Source organism: Pseudomonas sp. Sample_24 (genome assembly GCF_004307605.1).
Lineage (GTDB): Bacteria > Pseudomonadota > Gammaproteobacteria > Pseudomonadales > Pseudomonadaceae > Aquipseudomonas.
Genome location: NZ_RCNW01000461.1, coordinates 1 through 1,092 on the forward strand (window position 1 = coordinate 1; position 1,092 = coordinate 1,092).

1 protein-coding gene and 1 pseudogene are annotated in these 1,092 nt (G+C 62.2%); both read right to left on the minus strand.

Annotation, left to right across the window (positions count from 1 at the left end; genetic code table 11):
- Positions 1–58: 58 nt before the first annotated feature.
- Positions 59–730, minus strand: a complete 672-nt coding sequence (gene ftsE / locus D8V06_RS26515) for a cell division ATP-binding protein FtsE (RefSeq protein ID WP_003229148.1) — start codon at positions 728–730, stop codon at positions 59–61.
- Positions 727–1,092: pseudogene (locus D8V06_RS26520) on the minus strand (signal recognition particle-docking protein FtsY); the annotation flags it as partial. The pseudogene D8V06_RS26520 and the gene ftsE, both read right to left, overlap by 4 nt.

Consider the following 1,092-nt stretch of genomic DNA (forward strand, 5'->3'; position numbering starts at 1 on the left):
TGCGGATCGGCGGCCTTCGGGGCCACGCGCTCGGAAACCTTCGGACTGCGTGTCGCACTCATACGCCGGCCTCCCCGTCGCCAATCAATCGGCCGCGTTGCAACGTCAGCATACGGTGGCGCATGCGCGCGATCAGGGCCAGGTCGTGACTGGCGATCAGCACGCTGGTGCCCAGGCGGTTGATGTCTTCGAACACCCCCATGATTTCTGCCGCCAGACGCGGGTCGAGGTTACCGGTCGGTTCGTCCGCCAGCAGCAAGGCCGGGCGATGGACGATGGCGCGGGCGATGCCGACGCGCTGTTGCTGACCGGTGGACAGGTCGCCGGGATACAAATCGGTCTTGTCCGACAGCGCCACACGTTCCAGCGCCGAGTCCACGCGCTTGGCGATTTCCGCCTTGGACAAACCCAGGATCTGCAACGGCAATGCGACGTTGTTGAACACCGTGCGATCGAACAGCAACTGATGGTTCTGGAACACCACGCCGATCTGCCGGCGCAGGAATGGGATCTGTGCGTTGCTGATGGTGCTCAGGTCCTGCCCGGCGAGCAGCAGTTTGCCGCTGGTGGGACGCTCCATCGCGAGCAACAGCCGCAACAGCGTACTTTTACCGGCACCGGAATGGCCGGTGACAAACAGAAACTCGCCGCGACGGACTCGAAAGCTCAGCTCATGCAAGCCGACGTGACCATTCGGGTAGCGTTTACCGACCTGTTCGAAACGAATCATGAACGCTCCCGTTCGGCAAAGAGTGCCTGGACAAAGGGTTCAGCTTCAAAAGTGCGCAAATCGTCGATGCCTTCACCGACACCGATGTAGCGGATCGGCAGGCCGAACTGCTTGGCCAGGGCAAAAATCACCCCGCCCTTGGCGGTCCCGTCAAGCTTGGTCAGCGCCAGGCCGGTCAGTTCGACGGTCTGGTTGAATTGCTTGGCCTGATTGATAGCGTTCTGGCCGGTGCCGGCATCGAGTACCAGCAGCACCTCATGTGGCGCGTCGGCGTCGAGCTTGCCGATCACCCGGCGGACCTTTTTCAGCTCTTCCATCAGGTTGTCTTTGGTGTGCAGGCGACCGGCGGTGTCGGCGATCAG